At 72.7% G+C, this 20,673-nt stretch carries 14 protein-coding genes and 1 pseudogene; 9 read left to right on the top strand and 6 right to left on the bottom strand.

The window, feature by feature from the left end; all coding sequences use genetic code 11:
- Together I5E_RS20545 and I5E_RS20540 are read left to right on the top strand one after the other, a co-directional pair.
- On the top strand, positions 1–1,426 hold a 1,426-nt coding region (locus I5E_RS20545; protein WP_042724131.1), incomplete at its 5' end, for a DNA polymerase Y family protein.
- A 22-nt stretch (positions 1,427–1,448) separates the two neighbouring features.
- On the top strand, positions 1,449–4,922 hold the full coding sequence (locus I5E_RS20540; protein WP_031263333.1) for an error-prone DNA polymerase: 3,474 nt from the start codon (positions 1,449–1,451) through the stop codon (positions 4,920–4,922).
- Between the two features lie 48 nt (positions 4,923–4,970).
- Here I5E_RS20540 and I5E_RS20535 read toward each other — a convergent pair whose 3' ends face one another.
- Both I5E_RS20535 and I5E_RS20530 read right to left on the bottom strand, forming a co-directional pair.
- Positions 4,971–6,449: a sensor histidine kinase gene (locus I5E_RS20535; RefSeq protein ID WP_022908634.1), complete on the bottom strand. Its 1,479-nt coding sequence runs from the start codon at positions 6,447–6,449 to the stop codon at positions 4,971–4,973.
- Positions 6,446–7,123 carry a response regulator transcription factor gene (locus tag I5E_RS20530; protein WP_022908633.1) on the bottom strand — a complete coding sequence of 226 codons (678 nt, stop codon included), beginning with the start codon at positions 7,121–7,123 and terminating at the stop codon, positions 6,446–6,448. Before I5E_RS20530 ends, I5E_RS20535 begins: the two co-directional genes overlap by 4 nt.
- Before the next feature lie 216 nt (positions 7,124–7,339).
- On the opposite strand from I5E_RS20530, the gene I5E_RS20525 reads away from it, so the two are divergent.
- Complete coding sequence (locus I5E_RS20525) at positions 7,340–7,639, top strand: hypothetical protein (RefSeq protein WP_148287079.1); 300 nt, start codon at positions 7,340–7,342, stop codon at positions 7,637–7,639.
- Between the two features lie 14 nt (positions 7,640–7,653).
- Here the strand turns inward: I5E_RS20525 and I5E_RS20520 are convergent, their stop codons facing one another.
- Positions 7,654–8,748 (bottom strand): FUSC family protein, encoded by a 1,095-nt coding sequence (locus I5E_RS20520; RefSeq protein WP_031263331.1) that lies wholly within the window; start codon positions 8,746–8,748, stop codon positions 7,654–7,656.
- A gap of 80 nt (positions 8,749–8,828) precedes the next feature.
- Between I5E_RS20520 and I5E_RS20515 the strand changes: the two genes are divergently transcribed.
- On the top strand, positions 8,829–10,073 hold the full coding sequence (locus tag I5E_RS20515; RefSeq protein WP_022908630.1) for a phosphotransferase enzyme family protein: 1,245 nt from the start codon (positions 8,829–8,831) through the stop codon (positions 10,071–10,073).
- A 519-nt stretch (positions 10,074–10,592) separates the two neighbouring features.
- Positions 10,593–12,719, top strand: coding sequence for a DEAD/DEAH box helicase (locus I5E_RS20510; protein WP_022908629.1), 2,127 nt, complete (start codon positions 10,593–10,595; stop codon positions 12,717–12,719).
- A gap of 100 nt (positions 12,720–12,819) precedes the next feature.
- Here the strand turns inward: I5E_RS20510 and I5E_RS20505 are convergent, their stop codons facing one another.
- A complete protein-coding gene (locus I5E_RS20505) occupies positions 12,820–13,092 on the bottom strand; it encodes a mycoredoxin (RefSeq protein ID WP_022908628.1) in 273 nt (90 codons plus the stop codon).
- A gap of 68 nt (positions 13,093–13,160) precedes the next feature.
- Here I5E_RS20505 and I5E_RS20500 point away from each other — a divergent pair, with 68 nt between their 5' ends.
- The 3 genes and pseudogenes from I5E_RS20500 to I5E_RS26670 all read left to right on the top strand — a co-directional run.
- Entirely contained in the window at positions 13,161–13,490 is a 330-nt protein-coding gene (locus I5E_RS20500; RefSeq protein ID WP_022908627.1) for a helix-turn-helix transcriptional regulator, read from the top strand.
- Positions 13,487–14,326, top strand: a complete 840-nt coding sequence (locus I5E_RS25875; protein WP_022908626.1) for a hypothetical protein — start codon at positions 13,487–13,489, stop codon at positions 14,324–14,326. The genes I5E_RS20500 and I5E_RS25875 overlap by 4 nt, the downstream gene beginning before the upstream one ends.
- Positions 14,323–14,832: pseudogene (locus I5E_RS26670) on the top strand (CYTH domain-containing protein); the annotation flags it as partial. The gene I5E_RS25875 and the pseudogene I5E_RS26670, both read left to right, overlap by 4 nt.
- Positions 14,833–15,946: 1,114 nt before the next feature.
- Here the strand turns inward: I5E_RS26670 and I5E_RS20485 are convergent.
- Both I5E_RS20485 and I5E_RS22355 read right to left on the bottom strand, forming a co-directional pair.
- A complete protein-coding gene (locus tag I5E_RS20485) occupies positions 15,947–18,091 on the bottom strand; it encodes a S9 family peptidase (RefSeq protein ID WP_031263328.1) in 2,145 nt (714 codons plus the stop codon).
- Entirely contained in the window at positions 18,088–19,098 is a 1,011-nt protein-coding gene (locus tag I5E_RS22355) for a Fic family protein (RefSeq protein WP_049973562.1), read from the bottom strand. The genes I5E_RS20485 and I5E_RS22355 overlap by 4 nt, the downstream gene beginning before the upstream one ends.
- A gap of 355 nt (positions 19,099–19,453) precedes the next feature.
- On the opposite strand from I5E_RS22355, the gene I5E_RS20475 reads away from it, so the two are divergent.
- Positions 19,454–20,653, top strand: coding sequence for an amidohydrolase (locus I5E_RS20475; protein WP_031263327.1), 1,200 nt, complete (start codon positions 19,454–19,456; stop codon positions 20,651–20,653).
- Positions 20,654–20,673 lie beyond the last annotated feature (20 nt).

Raw genomic sequence — 20,673 nt, 5'->3', positions numbered from 1 at the left:
GTCCGGCGTGGTCCGCGGGCTCCGTGTGCGCGAGGCGCAGGCGCGCTGCCCCGAACTCGTCCTGCAGCCCTACGACGACGCGCTCGACCACCGGGCGTTCGAGCCGGTCATCCGCGCGGTCGAGGCGGCGGTCCCCGGGGTCGAGGTCCTCCGGCCGGGCACCCTCGCGCTGCGCTCCCGCGGGCCGGCACGGTACTACGGCGGTGAGCGTGCCGCGGCGGCGACCCTCGCCGGGATCGCTGCCGACCACGGCGCCCCGGGTGTGCGAGCCGGCGTCGCGGACACCCCGTTCGCCGCCGAACAGGCCGCCCGGGCACGCCCGGCCCGGCCAGGGGAACGGGTCCGGATCGTGCCCGTCGACGGCTCGGCCCCGTTCCTGGCCGGGTTGCCGCTCGGGGTGCTCGGCGACGCCGACCTCGCGATGCTGCTCGGGCGCCTCGGCATCCAGACCCTCGGCGAGTTCGCCGCGTTGGCGGACGAGCAGGTGCGTGACCGGTTCGGACTCGCCGGAGCGTTCCTGCACCGGCTCGCGGGCGGACGTGACCCGCGAGAGGTCGCGGCGCGGGCGGTCCCGCCGGAACTCCGGGTCGAGGCGTCGTTCGAACCCCCGCTCGACCGCGCCGACCAGATCGCCTTCGCGTTCCGACGCTCCGCCGACGACTTCGCCGCACGCCTGCGGGCCGCAGGGCTCGTCGCCACGACGATCCGGGTCGGCATCGTCGACGAGCGGGACATCCTGCTCGAGCGCACGTGGGTGCACCCGCGCTGGTTCGACGCCGCCGACGTGGTGGACCGGGTCCGCTGGCAGCTCGCCGGCGGGGTGGACCCGACCGGGCTCGAGGCGCCGGTGGTGCAGGTGGTGCTCGAGCCGGTCGCGGTCGACGACATGGCGAACCACGAACGCGGACTCTGGGGGACCGGGCCGGACGAACGGGTCCACCACGGGCTCGCCCGCGTGCAGGGACTCGTCGGCCACGACGGGGTGGTCACGCCGCGCATCGGCGGTGGGCGCACCCTGGCCGAACGCGTGGTGCTCGTGCCGTGGGGTGACGCCCCCGTCGGTGGCGAGCGTGCCCTCGCGACCGTCCGCGACCGGCCATGGCCCGGCAAGCTGCCGGGGCCGCCGCCGGCGACCGTGCTCGACCGTCCGCGCCCGGTGGACGTCGTGACCGGTGACGGCGGCACCGTCGACGTCGACGACCGCGGCGTCCTCACCGGGGTGCCCGAGCGGTTCCGTGCCGAGGGGGAGCGCGGCGGCCGGTTCGACGCCGTGACGGCCTGGGCCGGACCGTGGCCGCTCGTGGTGCGCTGGTGGGAAGCCGGTGGCCGGCGACTCCACCGGCTGCAGCTCGTCGACGCCGACGGCCGGGCGTGGTACCTCGTGCTCGCCGACCACCGCTGGTGGGCCGAGGCGGTGGCGACGTGACCGCCAGGACGGGGGAGTGCTGATGGGGTACAGCAACCCGCCGATCCCGTGGTCCCAGTTCGAACGCGCCCTGTCCGACAAGCGGAGCCCCGGCAGCGCGCACGCCGGTGACGGCGGGGACAGCCCCGCGTGGTCCCGCAAGCGCGAGCCGTACACCCCGACGCCCCCGCCGGTGCAGGACGGTGCGAACGTGCCGGTCGTGCCGTACGCCGAGCTGCACGCGCACTCGACGTTCAGTTTCCTCGACGGTGCGAGCGGTCCGGAACAGCTCTTCGAAGAGGCCGCGCGACTGCACCTGCACGGGCTCGCGCTCACCGACCACGACGGCTTCTACGGTGCCGCGCGCATGGCCGAGGTGGCCGAGGCCTACCCGACGGTCGCCACGGTGTACGGCACCGAGCTGTCCCTCGGGCTGACCGAACCGCAGAACGGCGTGCCCGACCCCGAGGGCACGCACCTGCTCCTGCTGGCCGACGGGCAGGACGGGTACCACCGGCTCGCCGGCGCCGTCACCCGCGCACACCTGGCGGCCGGCGCCGAGAAGGGTCGTCCCCGGTACGACCTCGACGACCTCGCCGCACGGTCGGACGGGCACTGGCGGGTCCTGACCGGGTGTCGCAAGGGCGCCGTCCGGCAGGCGCTCGAGCGCGGGGGCGATTCCGCCGCCGAGGACGCACTGCGCGCCCTGCTCGACCGGTTCGGTACGGCCGGTGTCGTCGTCGAGCTCATCGACCACGGCGACCCGATGGACACCGCACGGAACGACGCCCTCGCCGCCCTCGCCACCAAGCACGCCCTGCCGGTGGTGGCCACGGGCAACGTGCACTACGCAACCCCCGACCGGTTCCCGGTGGCGACCGCCCTCGCCGCGGTCCGGGCACGGCGCAGCCTCGACGAGATCGACGGGTGGCTGCCGGCCGCCCCCACGGCGTACCTCCGTTCCGGGGCGGAGATGACCCGGCGGTTCGCCCGCTACCCGGGGGCCGTCGAGTACAGCGTCGAACTCGCCGACGAGCTCGGGTTCCGGCTGAAGACGGTCAAGCCCGGACTGCCGGACATCGACGTCCCCGACGGGTTCACCACGATGTCCTGGCTGCGGGAGCTCACCTGGCGGGGTGCCCGGCGGTTCTACCCCGGCAGCGCCGACGGTGTCGACCCGCACAAGCGCGAGCGCATCGAGCGCGAGCTCTCGGTGATCGAGGACAAGGACTTCCCCGGGTACTTCCTCATCGTGCGGGACATGGTGCAGTACGCCCGCGAACGCGGCATTCTCTGCCAGGGCCGCGGCTCGGCGGCGAACTCGGCGGTCTGCTACCTGCTCGAGATCACCGCGGTCGACTCGATCCGGTACGGGTTGCCGTTCGAGCGCTTCCTGTCGGCCATGCGCGACGAGGAACCCGACATCGACGTCGACTTCGACTCCGACCGCCGCGAAGAGGTCATCCAGTACGTCTACGAGAAGTACGGCCGGTTCAACGCCGCCCAGGTCGCGAACGTCATCACCTACCGGCCGAAGGGTGCCGTCCGCGACATGGCGAAGGCGCTCGGCCACAGCCCGGGGCAGCAGGACGCCTGGTCGAAGCAGGTCGAACGCTGGGGGTCGGTGACCGAGAGCCAGGACCACGACATCCCGGACGCCGTGGTCGACATGGCCCAGCAGGTCCTCGGGTTCCCGCGGCACCTCGGCATCCACTCCGGCGGCATGGTGCTCACCGACCGGCCCGTCGGCGAGGTCGTGCCGATCGAGCACGCCCGCATGGACGGCCGCACGGTGCTGCAGTGGGACAAGGACGACTGCGCGTACATGGGGCTCGTGAAGTTCGACATGCTCGGACTCGGCATGCTCGCCGCGCTGCAGTACTCGTTCGACCTCGCCGCCGAGCACTGCGGGGAGCGGTGGGACATGCACTCCATCCCGAAGGAGGAGCAGGGCGTCTACGACCAGCTGTGCCGGGCGGACACCATCGGGGTGTTCCAGGTGGAGTCCCGCGCGCAGATGGGGACGCTGCCCCGACTGCTGCCGCGACGGTTCTACGACCTCGTGATCGAGGTCGCCCTGGTGCGCCCCGGCCCGATCCAGGGCGGCGCGGTCCACCCCTACATCCGGCGACGCACGGGCGAGGAACCGATCACCTACATCCACCCGTCGCTCGAACCGGTACTCGAACGGACCCTCGGGGTCCCGCTGTTCCAGGAACAGCTCATGCAGATGGCGATCGCGGTGGGCGGGTGCTCGGGGGACGACGCCGACCTGCTCCGGCGTGCGATGGGGTCGAAGCGTGGGCACGAGAAGATCGACCGGCTCCGCGAGAAGCTCTACGCCGGGATGGCCGCGAACGACATCCACGGCGAGGACGCCGACGCCATCTACGCGAAGATCCAGGCGTTCGCGAACTTCGGGTTCGCCGAGAGCCACTCGATCAGCTTCGCGCTCATCGTCTACGCGAGCGCGTGGATGCGGCTGCACTACCCCGGAGCCTTCCTCGCCGCCCTGCTCCGCGCCCAGCCCATGGGCTTCTACTCACCGCAGACCCTGGTGGCCGACGCCCGTCGACACGGGGTGACGGTGCTCCGTCCGGACATCCTGCGCTCCGGCGTGGACGCCACGCTCGAGCCACTGGTCGGCTCCCGCGACGGTGCCGACACGGCCGTGGCCGGCGGCGGCCCAGGAGGCGCGACGCGCGTCCGCGCGACGGGTCACGACGACTGCCTGGCCGAGGAACAACCCCCGGTGCTGCCGTTCGACAAGGCTGCGCCCGACGACACGGCGCAGCACCGGCGGGACGGCGCCTTCGCGGTCCGTCTCGGCCTCGCCGAGGTCTCGTCGCTCGGCCGGAAGAGTGCCGAGAAGATCGTCGCCGAGCGGGACGCCCACGGTCCCTACACCGACATGTCCGACCTCGCCCGGCGGGTGGGGCTGACCACGGCGCAGCTCGAGGCGCTCGCCGCGGCCGACGCCTTCGCGTCGATCGGGGTCGACCGTCGCGGTGGCATGTGGTCGGCGGCACAGGCGGCAGCCGAGCGCCCCGACCAGCTGCCCGACACGCAGGTGACGGTGCAGCCACCGCTGTTCGGGCAGATGACGAGCGGCGACGTCCTCATCGCGGACATGTGGTCGACGGGGATGACGACGGACGACCACCCCGTCCGGCACGTGCGGGGTGGCCTCGTCGCCCGCGGGGTGCTGAGCGTCCAGGACACCGCCACGGCCGAGACCGGACGCCGGGTCGAGGTCGGCGGGATCGTGACGCACCGGCAGCGACCGGCGACGGCGTCCGGCATCACGTTCATGAACGTCGAGGACGAGACCGGGCTGGTGAACGTGATCTGCAGCGTCGGGGTGTGGGGACGGTACCGGCGCGTCGCACGAGAGGCACCTGCGGTGATCGTGCGGGGGATCCTCGAGCGGTCACCGGACGGGGTGGTGAACCTGGTGGCCGACCGGATCGAACACCTCTCCCTGTCGGTCCGCACGCGGTCGCGGGACTTCCAGTGAGCGGCCCAGAGCGGCCCGGAGCGGCTCGAGCGGGACGTGCCCGGCCGGTCAGCGGACCTCGGGGATGCGGATCGTGACCTCGAGCCCGCCGGAGCGCACGTTCCGGAGCGACGCCGTCCCGCCGGCACGCTCCGCGACGGCCCGGACGATCGCGAGACCGAGCCCGGAACCACCAGGCAGCGGGATCGCACCGGTCGCGGGGTCCGGGTTCGGGCGGGACTTCCGGGCCTCGTCGGGGCGGGTGAACCGGTCGAAGGCGACGGGGATGAACGACTCCGGGACGCCGGGGCCGTCGTCCGTGATCTGCAGGATGCCCTCGCCGCCAGCGCTGCGCCACGAGACGAAGACGCCACCGCCGCGGGGGAGCGCCGACACGGCGTTGCCGGCGATGTTCGTGACGAGCTGCGCCATGCCGCCGGTGTCGAGTCGGTACCGCGGTTCGTCGGTGTCGCCGCCGGTGTCCGGGCCCGGACCCGCGACCGGGGCCTCCAGGTCGAAGTCCACGGTGATGTCCTTGGCGGAGGCGATCAGGCGGACGCGGTCGACGGCGCTCATGACCTCGTCGCCGAGGTCGGACCACCCGGTCGGCTGCTGTTCGGCGCCGTCCTGCTCACGACGCTCCGACTCCTCGATGCGGGACAGCGCCAGCAGGTCGTTCGCCAGGCGGGACAACCGCGCGACGCTGAGCTTCGCGCGTTCGATGTGCGCCGCGAGCGCGGCCGCGTCGTCACCGTCGAGCGACGCCAGGTCGAGCTGGGTCGTGAGGATGGCCAGCGGGGTGCGGAGCTCGTGGCTCGCGTCCGAGACCATCTGGCGCTCGCGCTCGGTCGCCTGGCGGGTACGGGCGAGGAAGGCGTTCAGGGTGGTCGCGAGGGACGCGAGCTCGTCCTCGGCGGGACCGACCGGCAGCTCCGCACGCTCGGGGGCGACGGAGAGGCGTTCGGCTTCGCGACGCATGCGGTTCACGGGCCGGAGCGCGGCGGTCGCGAGCGCCCACGACGCGACGCCGAACGCGACGAGGATCGCGAGTCCGGTCAGCGACAGCGTCGAGGTCAGGTCGTCGACGACGATCGCCTCGGCCTGCGAGTTGCGCGCCGCCACGACGGTCCACCGCCCCGCCTGGTTGACGGGGTGCTCCACGACGACGCGGTACTGCGACCCGGAGACGTTGATGACCGAGGTGCCGGCCTTGGTCGAGGTCAGGCTGCCGAGGGCCCGCTCGACCTTCGTCGGCATGGTCGACAGGGCGATCTTGCCCGAGGGCGACACGACCGCGACGAGCTGCAGGTTCCCGGGCGGTGACAGGTCGGGGTTGCTGTCGACCTCGAGCGTCGCCACGTACGGGTCGGCGTCGGCGTCGAGCAGGGTGCGGGTGGCACTGGCGACGACGCTCACGACCTGGAAGCGCATGACGAGCACGAGCAGCACGATGACCACCGCCGCGATCGCCGTCGACCCGATGGTGATCCGAGCCCGGAGCGAGAGGTTCCGCAGCGGACGGATCAGGCCACGCCCGGGACCGGTCACGCCCCGAGCAGATCGAGCCGGTAGCCGCGGCCGCGCACGGTCGAGATGGCGACGGTCGCCTCGTGCGAGGTCAACTTCTTGCGGAGGTACGAGATGTACTGCTCGACGACGTTCGGATCGACGTGCTGCGAGCCGTCCCAGACCTCCTCGAGGATCTTCGGGCGGTCGACCACCGTGCCCACGGACCGCGCGAGCAGGCGGAGGAGGGCGAACTCGGTGGGGCTGACGGCGACCCGCTGGCCCTTGATCATGATGCGACGGGCCTCGGAGTCGATCGCCACGTCGCCCACCTCGATGGTCCGCGGGGCGCCGGCGGACTCCCGGCGGCCGAGCGCGCGGAGACGGGCGGTCAGCTCGGCGAAGGCGAACGGCTTCGTGAGGTAGTCGTCGGCACCGGCGTCGAGGCCGAACACCCGGTCGTCCACGGCGTCACGTGCGGTGACGAGGAGGATCCGCACGGGGTCCTCGCGCTCGCGGATGCGTCGGGCGAGCTCGAAACCGGACATGCCCGGCATCATGACGTCCACGACGGCCAGGTCGAACGCCTGGTCGCCGAGGGCGATCAGCGCCTCGACCCCGTTCTCGACCGCGGTGACGCGGTACCCCTCTGCCGCGAGCCCACGCTCCATGAGCGCACGCATCTCGTCATCGTCCTCGACCACCAACAGGCGCATAGCGACCTCCTCGACCCCATGGTGGCATCGAACCTGTACACGCGGGAGATCCCACGGCCGATCTCGCTGAATCTCGTCACAGTCACGGCGGACGGACAGGTAGAACGGTCTGTCCCCCGTTCGTGGGACATGAGGACTGCTTGCTTCGTTGCTATGCTCACGCACCGGAGGAGACGTACCCGACGTCGAGTCCGCACTGGGGGCACCATGAACGACATGCCGGAACACCCGGCCCTCGTCCGTCTGCGTGCCGAGCTCGACGCCGCCTGGAAGGGCATCGGCGCGCTCGGTGACATGGAGGACGTCAGCCGCGACCGTGTGGTCGCCGAGCTCCGGGCGGCCGTCCCGGACGTCGCGAGCCTGGCCGCTCGCGCGGCGGGGGCGGACCTCGTCGTCGCCGAGATCTGTCGGTTCGCCGAAGCCGAGGTGGTCGCGACCGACTCCACGGTCCCGACGGCGACGATCTGGGACGACATCGTGCACTCCGCGGCCGAGGCCGCGTCCGCCGCGCGCTGACCCGAGACGTCCCGTCAGTCGTCCTCGCCGAGGAGCTCCTCGCGCACGCGCCGGATGTCCTCGAGCAGCGCGCCGATCAGGATCCAGTGCCGTGAGTTCGGGCGGATCACCTCGAGGGGTGCGGTGAGCGCCGGCTCGACGACGTCCTCGTCGTGCTGCGGCGTGACCGTCGCCGACGACCGCGGCCGGGGCGCTCCGGCGGTCGACACCGGCACCTCCTTGGCCGCGACGCGGGCACTGAGCGCCCGGACGTCCGCCCCGATCCGGGCGACCTCCGTGGCGATGCTGCCGACGACCGGGTCGGCGCGGAGGTCCGGTGCCGTGTTGTCCTGGATCGCACGGGTCATGCCGGTCACCCGGGTGACGAGCACGCGCAGGTGCTCGGCCACGACGATGTCCTCGTCGAGGACGGTCCGGTGCCGACCGCCGCGCGGGTTCATGGTGAGGGACTCGCGGGCCGCGGTGAGCGAGGCCTCGGCGCGGGCGTGCTGCTGCCGGAGGGCCCGGGCCTGCAGCAGGGCCTCGTGCCAGCGCTCCGCGTCCCAGCCCTCGGTGAGCCCGATCGCGACGCGCTCGAACGCCGCGGCGGTGTCGCGTGCGAGTCGTGCGACCGCGAGGTGCGCCGGCCCGAGCAGCACGGGCGGCACGATGACCGCGTTCACGATGAGAGCGACGACCGCACCGAGCACGGTCTCGAGGATCCGGTCCGCCGAGTAGTTCGGCGTGACGACGCCCGCGGTGAGCACGAGCATCCCGCTGATGCCGACCTGCGTCGCCGAGGTCGGGGTGAGCCGCAGCGCCCACGCGATGAGGATCGCGAGGACGATCACGAGCAGGACGACCCAGACGGTGTCGCCGAGCAGCAGGTGGAACCCGGTGGCGAGCACGACCCCGAGGACGACCCCGGCGCTCCGCTCGAGGCCCTTGACGAACGACTGGTTGATGCTCGGCTGCACGACGAGCAACGCGGCGATGGCGGCGAACGTCGGGAACGGCCCGTCGATGAGCACCCGGCAGAGCAGTACGGCCGCGACCACCGCGACCGCGGTCTTGACGACCTGCAGGAACGGCGTGCGACTGGAGCTGCGGAGACGCGCGACCGGGTTCACGACGACCACGGTAGCCACGGTGCGCGCGCCGAGCCGTGCACGAACGCGACGAATCCCGTCCGGTCCGGTTGACTGGTCTCGTGTGGCCCAACCACGAGCGCGTCATCCCGCAGGCCTTCGCCGGCTCCGGGACCTCCGTCGTGGCCGCACGCGCCCACTCGGTCGAGCCCTCGGGCAACGGCTACCTGTACGGCTACGAGGTCGACACGGTGGACCGGAACGGCCAGCGCGCCACCGTCCTCACCTACGTCGACACGGGTGGGACCCACGACCAGAACAGCGCCATCGTCACGGACCCCGCGACGGGGGAGCCGGTGTCGGTGTGGGCGTACCCGAACGATCCCGGGCTGCCCGTCCTGCCCCAGGTGACCTACCGTGACGCGGTCGCCGAGCTCCTGACGACCCTCGGCATGCCGGTGACCGACCCGACGCTGACCGTGGCGGCCTACCGTCCGGGCAAGCGCGCCGTGGTCCGGGTCGACGCGGCCGAGGGGACCCTGTTCCTCAAGGTGGTGCGCCCCCACCGGGTTGCCCCGATCGAGCGGTCGCACGGGCAGTTCGTCGCGGCCGGGCTCCCGGTGCCCCGGGTCCTGTCGAGCCGCGGGGACGGCCTGCTCGTGCTCGAGCGCATCCGCGGGGTCCCGGCGGGCAGCCGCATCCTCGAGATCGCGGACGACCCGCGGTTCGTCGCCTCGCTGGCGGCACTCACCGGCCGCATCGCGACGGTCCCGATGACGCAGCAGGCCCGCGCCGACGCGATGGACCACGCCGACTGGCACCGCCGCACCCTCGTCGCCGCGCTGCCGCAGGACGCCGAGGAGATCGACACCCTGTACGACGCCATCGGCCGGCGCTCGATCGGCTGGGCCGCGGCGACGAAGCAGGTCGTGCACGGTGACCTCCACCTCGAGCAGGTCTTCGTCGACGAGGACGAGCCCTGGCGGATCTCCGGCCTGCTCGACATCGACACGGCCGGCTGGGGCTACCCGGTGCGCGACATCGGTGCCGTGGTCGCGCACCTCGTCGTCACCGGACTCTGGCACCGCTCCCGCGGGGACGCGGACCGCGGAGCCGCCGCGGAGCGCCTCGCCGACGCCGTCGCGCGCGACTGGGTCGCGCGGAACCCCGACCAGTCCGACCGGATCGGTCCGGCGATCGGTGCACAGCTCCTCGCGCACGCCGGTGGCCAGGCGACGACCGGTTCGGCGAACGGGATCCAGACGGCGGAGCAGCTGCTCGCGGCGACGCAGGCCGCCCTCGCCGAGGCGACGCCGGTCGTGCCGTCCGACGGCCTCGTCCGTCCGCGGTCCGCACCCCAGCTCTGACGACGGCGCGCGTCCGTCGGCTCCACGGCGGACGGGCGGTGCGGTCGCTCGCGACGCGACCGCGCACCGGACGGGAGGCGCGGGTCGGGCCCGCACCGCGCCTCCCGTCCGACAGGTGGGGACGACCGACCGCACGGCGCGACGCGCGCGGGCGTCGCCGAGTCGCCTCCGTCGGTGGTCGGGGAGTAAACTGAACGCGCACGCACCGCGTTCCCGCGTGCCGCGTCGATTCCGGACGCAGCAGTCGGTCGCTTGACCGGCGTGGGAGCCGGATCCGTGACGGTCCCGAGGGGGCCGCACGTGCGTGTGACGGCGCCGGATCCCGGCGCGGACCGTCCTGTCCGGTACCCACGCGGTGGCCGAGGGGAACGGTCCGCGGGACTCCTCGTCCCGAGGCGGGGACCGGCGAAGCGGCGGGCCACGGTGGCCCCCGGACACCGGAGCCGTGCCAGGCACCGGTTCAGGACTTCCGCCCCGCGGGGCGGCTCGCTCGCACGGACGGGCGGAACAGGAGGAGCGTTGGCTCGATCAGGCACCCGGCGTGCTGCCGGCGGGACGCGGACCGCGTCGCGTCGCACCAGGCCGCTCGACAACGACGGCGTCATCCCCGTCCTCGCCCGCGCGGTGCGCGAGGTCGAGGCGGCGGCACAGCGCGGACCGCTCAAGGCGTCGAACCGTTCGAAGTTCCAGGCGGTCGCCCTGCTCATGCGCGAGGAACGCGCACGGGTCAAGGCGGACACCGAACTCACCGACTCGCAGCGCGCCGAGCAGCTCAAGCGGCTCGACGGCGTCGCGACCATCCTCGCGAAGACGGCGGCTCGGGACACCAGCGTGATCCAGCTCCTCACCGAGGAGGCATCGGTCAGTGAGACGACCCGCACCGTCAAGCGGGACATGATGATCGCGGGCGGCATGGAGCTGCAGCCCGAGGAGCTCGTCATCGCGGCGGAGCCCTCGCCGGTGGTCGAGACCCCGGTCCGCGCGGTCGTGCCGCAGGCGGTCGTGCAGCGACAGCTCGCGAACCCGTTCCTGCCCCCGGACTTCGCCCTCGCCGACCAGCCCGTCGCCCACCCGCGACGCCTGGCGAACTGGGAGCTGTTCGGTCCGCTCTTCAAGTCGTTCGAGTACGGCGCCGGTGGTGGTGCGGCGACGATGCCGCTGCCCGAGCCCACGACGCTGCACTCCAAGTCCGGCACCACGCTCATGAAGCACCAGGCGGAGCTCATCGCCGCGGCCGCGGAGGGGCACCGCACCTTCCTGCTGGCCGACGAGCCCGGTCTCGGCAAGACCGCGCAGTCGCTGCTCGCCGCCGAGGCCGCGAACGCGTTCCCGCTGCTGGTCGTCGTGCCGAACGTCGTCAAGACGAACTGGAAGCGCGAGGCCGCCCGCTGGGTCCCGAACCGCACCGCCACGGTCATCCACGGCGACGGGGACGACCTCGACGGGTTCGCCGACATCGTCATCGTGAACTACGAGATCCTCGACCGGCACGCCGGGTGGCTCGGGAACTTCGGGTTCAAGGGCATGGTCGTCGACGAGGCGCACTTCATCAAGAACAAGGACTCGCAGCGCTCGAGGTTCGTGCTGCAGCTCGCCGAGGCGATCCGGTCGCGCACGGCCGCGCCGCTGCTGATGGCCCTCACCGGCACGCCGCTGATCAACTCGGTCGAGGACTTCCGGACCATCTGGGAGTACCTCGGCTGGATCGACGACAAGAAGCCCCGCGCGAAGCTCATGAACGAGCTCGAGGAGATCGGCCTGACGCCGGCCGACCCCGGGTTCTTCGTCGAGGCGCGCAAGGCCGTCATCGACCAGGGCATCGTCCGACGCCGCAAGGTGGACGTCGCGGCGGACATCCCCGCGCGTCGCATCGCCGACATCCCCGTCGAGCTCGACGGCGAAGAGGGCCGCTCGATCCGCGACGCCGAGCGCGAGCTCACCGCGAAGCTCGTCAAGCGGTACCACCAGGCGCTCGACGCCCGCACCGGGCAGGACCCGGTCGTCGGCATCGACCACAAGCTCGTGCGGCAGGTCGCGCGCTGGGAGCTCGAGGACCAGGACGCCTCGGCCACCGGCGAGAACGTGTTCTCGATGGTGCGGCGGATCGGGCGGGCCAAGGCGCAGCTCGCGGCGGACTACGCGGCGCAGCTCGCCTCGAACGTCGGCAAGGTCGTCTTCTTCGCCAAGCACCTGGACGTCATGGACCAGGCGGAGGAGGTCTTCGCACGTCGGGGCCTCCGCACCGCGACCGTCCGGGGCGACCAGACGCCGGCGCAGCGCACGGCCGAGATCGACTCCTTCGTGAACGACCCCGACGTCGCCGTGATCGTCTGCTCGCTCACCGCGGCGGGCGTCGGCCTCAACCTGCAGGTGTCGTCCAACGTCGTGCTCGCCGAGCTGTCGTGGACGAGCGCCGAGCAGACCCAGGCGATCGACCGCGTGCACCGCATCGGGCAGGAGGAGCCCGTGACGGCGTGGCGCATCATCGCCGCACAGACGATCGACACCAAGATCGCCGAGCTCATCGACTCGAAGGCGTCCCTGGCCGCCCGCGCGCTCGACGGTTCGGACGAGGAGGTCGTCGACTCCGGCGACATCCAGCTCGACGCCATGGCGGCGCTGCTGACCGAGGCACTCGGGGGCTAGGCCCCTCGCGCCCTGCTACGAACCACGAAACCGACATCGAACCGGGGCTTCGGCCTGGTTCGATGTCGGTTTCGTGGTTCGGCGTGGGCGCCCCGCGGCGTCAGATGCGCGACTGGACCTCGGCGAGCGAGGGGTTCGTCGCCGTGCTGCCGTCCGGGAACACCAGCGTCGGCACGGTCTGGTTGCCGCCGTTGACCTCGGCGACGAGCTCGGCCGTGCCGGGCGTCTGCTCGATGTCGACCTCGGTGAAGGGCACGCCGGCCTTCGACATCTGGTTCTTCAGCCGCGCGCAGTAGCCGCACCAGGAGGTCGTGAACATCGTGACGCCGCCGGCCTCGGGGGTGAACTGTTCGCGGGTGATCGTGTCGCTCATGCGAGCAGGCTAACCCGACTTCCTGGACGGGCTTGACGGCCTTGTTCTACATAGCTAGGTTAAGCCGCATGGAACCGATCCGACGCGTCACCGCCACGACGCTCGACGTGCTCGACGCCCTGCTGGCCGCCGACGGTCCGGCCTGGGGGCTGCTCGTCATCAAGGCCACCGGGCGCCAGGCCGGCACCGTCTACCCGATCCTCGAACGACTCGAACGACAGGGGTGGATCACGTCGTCGTGGGACGACGAGACCGACCGCCCCGGTCCGCGACGGCGGCTCTACGAGTTCACCGGCGACGGCGTCGAGGCCGCTCGCTCGCTGCTCGCCGAGCGGCAGCCCTCAGCCGGACCGTCCCGCGCGACGACGCGGCCGAGCCACCGGCCGGTGACCTCGTGAACGGGGTGGACCGGGTGCTCGTCGGCCTCGCGGTCGCACTCTCGCCCGCGGGGCACCGTGCCGCCCGTCGGGAGCAGTGGCTCGCCGACGTCCGGGACGCCCCGGAGCTCGACCTCTCGCCGACCGCCCTCGCGTTCGGCGCACTCACCACGGCGCTCCTCCACCGACGCGCCGACCGACGTTCCACCTGGGGGCACACCATGACCGCAGCACCGCTCCACGTCCGTCCCGCGCCGCACACGATCGCCACCGTGCCGGTGCTGCTCGTCCTCGCGTTGTCCTCCTTCGCGGCAGCCGGGGTCGGACTCGCCCTCCTGCAGCGCTACAACGGCCTGCCCGGCGCCGTGGTGCTGTTCCGGATCGACGCCCTCGCGATGTCGGTGGTGCCGGGCGGGTTCGTCGCGCTCGCGCTCCTGCTCGTCGCGGGCGTGGGTCTGCGGCGGCGCGTGCTCGGAGCGGTCGGGACGCTCGCCATCTCGGTCCTGTGGTGGCAGATCGTCATCGGCCGGTTCTCCCTGCCGGTGGAGTACTTCCTGCAGATCGGCGTGTTCGCGGCCGCGGTCCTCGGCGTCTGGCTCGCGGTCCGCCGCGGCGTCGGGTGGGGATGGTCACTCGTGACGCTCCCGCTCGTCGCCGGGATGCTCCTCGTCCCGCTCTCCTCCGCGGTGCAGACCATCGACATGACCGTCTCGGGTTGGACCGCGGTGTGGCATGGGCTGCAGCTCGTGCCGTTCCTGGTCGCGGTCCTCGCGGGTGCCGTCGCCGGCCGGTTCTCCACAGGTGCGCCGGTCCGGTTCGAGGCGCACGGCGAACCCCTGGTAGACAAGACCGTGTGAGCGACACCCACCTCGAGATCGAGCGCACCTACGACCTCCCCGAGGGTGGTGCCCTGCCCGACCTCGTCGGCGTGGGCGGCATCCTCCGTACCGAGCACCAGGACCCGTTCGAGCTCGACGCGACGTACTGGGACACCGACCGCTACGACCTCGTGGCCGCCCGGGTCACGGTCCGGCGCCGCACCGGGGGACCGGACGCCGGCTGGCACATCAAGCGCTCCGAGTCGGACACGGTCCGTCACGAGCAGCACTTCCCGTTGACCGACGACGCCGACACCGTCCCGACCGAGGTCCTCGCGGCGCTGTTCACCGAGCGTCGCGGTCGCGGCCTGCACCCGGTCGTCCGGATCACCACGACGCGGACCGTCATGCGGCTCCTCGACGAGGACGGCGACCAGGTCGCCGAACTCGCCGACGACCTGGTCCACGCCCAGCGCCTCGACGACGACGCCCCCGAGACCCCGCGCACCTGGCGCGAGGTCGAGGTCGAGACCGTCGACGGCGTCGACGCGCAGGTCGCCCACGAACTCTTCGCCGCCCTCGACGGGCGCTTCGCGGACGTCGGGGCCGGCCCCGCCGCCGTCGCGTCCAAGCTGGCACGCGGGCTGGCGGGCGCACCGGCACCGCGCCTCCAGACCGCGGAGAAGCCGGACAAGGGCACGACCGCCCGCGTGCTCGTGAAGCGGCTGCGGAAGCTGCGCACCGCGCTGCTCACCCAGGAGGGGCGGCTCCGCTCCGGCGACACGACCGACCTCCGGCAGGCGGCCGACACCGCACTCGAGATCGCAGCGATCATGGGTGGCTACCGTCCGGCGTTCGCCGCGGGCGACGCCCTCGACCGCGCTGCCGAGGCGGCCGACGGGCTGGCCGAGGTCACCGCGCGCGCCGCGCTGGCGGAGTACCTCGTCGACCGCCTGCCGCGGGCGTCGAGCCCGGCACAGGACGAGCTCGTCGACGCGATGACCCGCGAGCGGATCCTCGCGGCGACACGCGAACGGCGCGACCAGTCCGTGCGCGACGTCGTGGTGTTCCTGCACGGCGAGCCGTTCCTCGAACTCCTCGACGCCCTTGACGACGCCGTGGAGCGCCCGGCGCCGACCGCGTGGGCGCTCCGATCGCCGAAGAAGGTCGCCCAGGACGTCGGCGCCGAGGTCAAGCCGCACGTCCGTGAACTCGTGCGGGCCGCGGTGGCCGACGACACCTCCGACACCGCGGCCGAGCGCGAGGCCGCCGACCGCGCCACGACCGAGGCCGCCTGGCAGGCGACGATGCGCGCACGGCTGACGATGGACGTGCTCGGCGACGACGCGTTCCCGCACGCCCTGTGGAAGCGCATCGGGACCCGCGGCCGACGTCCTGACCGAGCGGGTGCGGGCCCTGCACGCGCTCGACGCCCTGCGCACGACCGCGGCGATCGCGGAGCGCGGCGGCGAGGGCACGTTCGGCTACGGCGTCCTCGCGGGGGACCGGGTCCGGCTCGCGGAGGAGTCCTACGACGAGGCGGTGCACGCACTCAACCGCGTGTGAGCGTGCGGGCGCGCGCGGGGCACGCCGTGCGCTTGGTGAGCAGGAATGGTCGGGTGCCCACGGGCAACCCGACCATTCCTGCTCACGAAGTCGTCACGCGGCGGGCGCTTCGTCCGCGAGCCCGAGGACGTCGAGGAGCCACGCGAGTTCGAACGCCCGCTCCTTCCACGAGTCGTAGCGCCCGCTCACGCCGCCGTGGCCCGCCGCCATCTCGGTCTTCAGCAGCACCGGCGCACCGACCTCCCGCAGCCGAGCCGTCCACTTCGCGGGCTCGACGTAGAGCACGCGGGTGTCGTTGATCGACGTCACGGCGAGGATCTTCGGGTACTGCACGTCGTCGCGCACGTTCTCGTACGGCGAGTACTCGCTCATGTACCGGTAGACCTCGGGGTCGTGCAGCGGGTCGCCCCACTCGTCCCACTCGATCACCGTCAGCGGCAGGTCGGGGTCGAGGATGCTCGTCAGGGCGTCGACGAACGGCACCGCCGCGAGGATCCCGGCGAAGCGTTCCGGTGCGAGGTTCGCCACGGCGCCCATGAGGAGCCCGCCGGCACTGCCGCCCTCGGCGACGAGGCGGTCGGCGGTGGTGCGGCCGGAGTCGATGAGATGCCCGGCGACGGCGACGAAGTCCGAGAAGGTGTTCTTCTTCGTGAGGGTCTTGCCGTTCTCGTACCAGTGCCGACCCATCTCGCCGCCACCGCGGACGTGCGCGACGGCGAACACGACGCCGCGGTCGAGCATCGACAGGCGCATGACGCTGAACCCGGGGTCGATGGAGTGCTCGTACGACCCGTAGCCGTAGAGGTGCAGCGGCGCCGGGCGCTCGGTGTCGACCGCGTCACGGCGCCACACGAGCGAGATCGGCACGCGGGTGCCGTCGTCGGCGGTGGCCCAGTCGCGCTCCTGCACGTAGTCGGACGGGTCGTACCCGCCGAGCACCGGCTGGCGCTTCAGGACCGTGACCTCGCCGGTCGCGAGGTCGAGGTCGCTGACCTCGGACGGGGTGACGAACGACGTGAAGCCGATCCGGAGCGTCGGCTGGTCCCACTCCGGGTTGCCCCCGAGCCCTGCGGAGAAGAGGGCCTCGTCGAAGGGGACCTCGTGGGCGTCGCCGTAGCCGTCACCCTCGATCGGGATGATCGCGACGCGGGGGAGGGCTTCGGACCGGTACTCGAGCGCGAGGTGCCCGGCGAAGGCGTCCACCGACTCGATGCGTCGCTCGGCGTGGTGCGCGACGACGACACGGCGGTCCCGCTCGGAGGTCGGGTCGTCCGCCGGGACGTCGACGAGCTCGAAGTTCTCGGCGCCGTCGTTGTGCAGGACCAGGAAGCGGTCGCTGCCGCCGACGATCGCGTGCTCGATCTCGTACTCGACGCCCTCGCGTCGCGGCCACACGACCTGGAACTCGCCGGTCGGGTCCGCCGCGTCGAGGACGAGCGCCTCGGAGGTGATCTTCGAACCGAGCTCGATCACGATGTACTGGGACGACCGGGTGACGCCGACCCCGACCCAGTAGCGGTCGTCCGGCTCCTCGAAGACGACCACGTCGTCCGCCGCGGGGCTGCCGACGGTGTGCCGCCAGATGCGGTTCGGACGCCACGAGTCGTCGACGGTGGGGTAGAAGACGAAGCGGCCGGACGGGTCGAACGTCGCGCCGGACCCGGTGTTCGGGATCTCGTCCCCGAGGTCGGCGCCGGTCGTGAGGTCCCGCACGTGCAGGGTGTAGCGCTCGTCGCCCTCGACGTCGATGCCGTAGACGAGTCGCGTGCCGTCGTCGCTGATGTCGTAGGAGCCGAGCGAGAAGAAGTCGTGCCCGGCCGCGAGGGCGTTGCCGTCGAGGACGACCTGCTCGCCCGGGAGCGTGGCTTCGCCCTCGGCCACCGTCGGCGGGGTCCAGTCGTCCGGACCGGCGATCGGCGCCCGGCAGTGCACGCCGTACTGGCTGCCCTCGGCCGTGCGGGTGAAGTACCACCAGTCGCCCATGCGGACGGGCACCGAGAGGTCGGTCTCCTGCACGCGGTTCTTCACCTCGGTGAAGATCTGGTCGCGCAGTCCGTCGAGGTGCGCCGTCGCCTGCTCGGTGTGCGCGTTCTCGGCCTCGAGGTAGGCCAGCGTGTCCGGGGACTCCTTGTCACGCAGCCACTCGTAGTCGTCGACGAAGTCGATGCCGTGGTGGGTCCGTGTCACGGGCCGCTTGGCGGCGGTGGGCGGGGTGGCCTGGGTGTGCTCGCTGCTCACCACCCCACCCTATTCGCCCGGTGCGTGACGACGTCGTGGACGCGGTCGGTGAACGCCGTCACCGCATCGGCAGCGGCGACCCCGAGCCACGCGCGTCGCCGGCGCCGTTCGGTGACCGATCGGAGGACCCCGATCCGGCACAGGTCGTCGGTCACGGCGTCGATCGCTACGGCATCGCCGCCGAGCAGGTGCTCGAGGTGATCCTCGGTGACGACGGGATCGTCGACGAGGGTCCGGGCGACGGCGTCGTGCGCCCGTGTCGGCCACCACGACGACGCGCGGGCGTCGGCGGTGGCGTCGAGGGGAGGCACCGCCACCGCGGCTTCGTCGAGGAGCAGCGCGGTGACGGTTGCCTCGTCGCACACCGTGCCGACGGCGATCGCGAGGTCGCGGACCCACTCGTCGACGGCACCGCGGCGGGAGCGGTCGAGGTGCCAGAAGTACCGGTCGCGTTCGGCCACCAGTGCGGTCGCGACCGGCGCGGTGACGACGCGTGCGAGACCACGACGGCGCAGCACGGCGGCGATGAGCGCGCGACCGATCCGCCCGTTGCCGTCGGTGAACGGGTGGATGGACTCGAACTGGGCGTGCGCGATGGCCGCCTGCGCGATCGGGTGCAGGTCGTCGCGGGCCAGGAAGGCGAACAGGTCCTCCATCAGCTCCGGCACGAGCCCGGGTGGTGGCGGGACGTGCCGCGCGAGCCGGGGTGTGGCGCCGCCGCCGATCCAGTTCTGCACGTCCCGCCAGCGCCCGGCGGACGGGCCGTCGACCGGGTCGTCGCGCAGGAGCCGGTGGTGCGCCGCGAGCACGGCCCGTTCCGAGATCGTGCCGGACGCGGCGGAGGACACGAGCGTCTCGATCGCGCCGCCGGCCCGGACCATCGCCGTCGCGCTCCGGTTCGCCCGGACGCCGACCACCGCCCGCGCGAGGTCGTCGAGCGTGGCGTGCTCGTCCTCGATGCGGGAGGAGGAGACGGCCTCGGTCCGGTCGAGCAGGCGACCGAGCACGGCTTAGCCGGTCGCCGTCCTGCTCGTCGAGGGCCACGAGCGCGGCGGCGGCCCGGTCGAGGAGGGCCGCGGTGTCGGCGTCCGGGACCCAGGGGAGTCGGGCGATGCGCGGCGGGACGGACGCCACCACCGACGTCGTCTCGCGGTCGTGCCGCGGGCCGCGCACGCTGCTGCGCCACGGGACCGTGACGGTGGTGTGGGACGGCCAGGGGTGCTCGGTCCGGGGCATCGGTTCCTCCACGTGGGACGAGACGGGACGATGCGTCGATGCTGGAGCACGCCCGGTCGCCGCCGCGAGGAATCTGCATGTCGTGTGCACGGCCCCGGTGTCCGTGCCCGTCGGTACCGTGGTGCCATGAGCAACTCCTTCGTCGTGACGAACGCACACGTGGTCCCCGTCGCCGCTCCCGAGTTCGACGGCGGCGCCGTCGTGGTCGAGGACGGACGCATCACCGCGATCGGACCGGACGTCGTGCCACCGGCGGGGCTGCCGGTCGTCGACGCCGCGGGCGCGTGGCTCGTCCCCGGCTTCGTCGAGTCGCACGGGCACGTCGGCATCCACGAGGAGGCCAACGGCGAGGCGGGCAACGACACGAACGAGATGACTGGCCCGAACATGGCCGGCGTGCGCGCCATCGACGCGATCGACATCGACGACGAGGGCTTCCGCGACGCCCTCGCCGGCGGCATCACCTCGATCGTCGTCAAGCCCGGCTCGGGGAACCCGATCGGTGGCCAGACCGTCGCGATCAAGACCTGGGGCGGCCGCACGATCGACGAGCAGCTCATCTCCGACGCGGTGAGCATCAAGAGCGCGCTCGGTGAGAACCCGAAGCGCGTGTACGGCGGCAAGGGCCAGACCCCCTCCACCCGGCTCGGCGTCGCGAAGATCATCCGCGACGCCTTCGTCGAGGCCCAGAACTACCGTGCCGCCCGCGACGCCGCGGCCGCGAAGGGCGACCCGTTCGCCCGCGACCTCTCGAAGGAGGCGCTCGTCCGCGTCCTCGACGGTGAGCTCGCGTGGGACCAGCACACCCACCGCCACGACGACATCGCCACCGCGATCCGGCTGGCCGAGGAGTTCGGGTACCGCCTCGTCGTGAACCACGGCACCGAGGCGCACAAGATCGCGCACGTCCTCGCCGAGAAGGACATCCCCGTCATCTACGGCCCGCTCTTCACGAGCCGCTCGAAGGTCGAGCTCCGCGACCGCGGGATCCCGAACCTCGCGGCGATCGCGGCGGCCGGGGTCCGTGTGGCGATCACGACGGACGCCCCGGTCGTCCCGATCGGCATGCTCGTCGACCAGGCCACCGCCGCGGTGAAGGAGGGGCTGCCCCGGCAGACCGCGCTCGAGGCGCTGACGACGAATCCGGCCGACTTCCTCGGGTTCGGCGACCGCGTCGGCCGCCTCGCCGAGGGCTACGACGCCGACCTCGTCCTGTGGGACGGCGACCCGCTCGACGCGACCAGCCGCGCGACGCGCGTCTGGATCGCGGGCCAGTCCGTCTTCGAGTGGGCGGACGGTACGGGCGTCACCACGCCGCGCTGGTAGTGACCGCAGCCGGACGGGAG

Origin of the sequence: Curtobacterium sp. B18 (genome assembly GCF_000333375.1) — a bacterium.
Taxonomy (GTDB): Bacteria; Actinomycetota; Actinomycetes; order Actinomycetales; family Microbacteriaceae; genus Curtobacterium.
Note: the sequence above shows the minus strand (reverse complement) of the source record. Positions and strands in the feature narration are given on the sequence as shown.

What these genes read in the sequence shown, in the direction of transcription:
- I5E_RS20540 (WP_031263333.1), top strand. Translation starts at nt 1,449, where the DNA reads ATGGGGTACAGCAACCCGCCGATCCCGTGGTCCCAGTTCGAACGCGCC.
- I5E_RS20530 (WP_022908633.1), bottom strand. Translation starts at nt 7,123, where the DNA reads ATGCGCCTGTTGGTGGTCGAGGACGATGACGAGATGCGTGCGCTCATG.
- I5E_RS20525 (WP_148287079.1), top strand. Translation starts at nt 7,340, where the DNA reads ATGCCGGAACACCCGGCCCTCGTCCGTCTGCGTGCCGAGCTCGACGCC.
- I5E_RS20505 (WP_022908628.1), bottom strand. Translation starts at nt 13,092, where the DNA reads ATGAGCGACACGATCACCCGCGAACAGTTCACCCCCGAGGCCGGCGGC.
- I5E_RS20500 (WP_022908627.1), top strand. Translation starts at nt 13,161, where the DNA reads ATGGAACCGATCCGACGCGTCACCGCCACGACGCTCGACGTGCTCGAC.
- I5E_RS20475 (WP_031263327.1), top strand. Translation starts at nt 19,454, where the DNA reads ATGAGCAACTCCTTCGTCGTGACGAACGCACACGTGGTCCCCGTCGCC.